The organism is Pseudomonas sp. H26/SER47-MNA-CIBAN-0231 (assembly GCF_040310465.1).
In the GTDB taxonomy this organism is placed as follows: domain Bacteria; phylum Pseudomonadota; class Gammaproteobacteria; order Pseudomonadales; family Pseudomonadaceae; genus Aquipseudomonas; species Aquipseudomonas atacamensis.
This window is the reverse complement of sequence record NZ_JBEOPW010000092.1, coordinates 1-268: the sequence shown is the minus strand read 5'-3', so window position 1 is coordinate 268 and position 268 is coordinate 1. Positions and strand designations below refer to the sequence as shown.

Here is a 268-nt window from a genome sequence, read left to right as displayed (position 1 = left end):
GGGGTGGGGTCTGCTGTTCTCATGCAGATTTTCAAAGAGGCGGATGCGGCGGCGCTGCCTATTAAAGTGGGGGCTCTCAAAGAAAGCGCTTCGAATCGCTTTTATACCCGCCATGGCTTCCAGTTCATCGAAAGCAGTGACTTCGACAATTATTATGTTCGTCAGCCTATTCCGGCGATTGGCGCTCATTCCGGAACCATGGGCTGACTGGTACTAGCCCTTCAGTTCACCAGCTCGATTGCTCGCCGCGTCGTCATACGCCACATAC

Annotated in this window: 1 pseudogene; it reads left to right on the top strand. The window is 53.7% G+C overall.

From position 1 onward, the window contains the following. Window positions 1-207 (top strand): annotated as a pseudogene (locus AAEZ10_RS27405) (GNAT family N-acetyltransferase); the annotation flags it as partial. Between the last annotated feature and the right edge of the window lie 61 nt (window positions 208-268).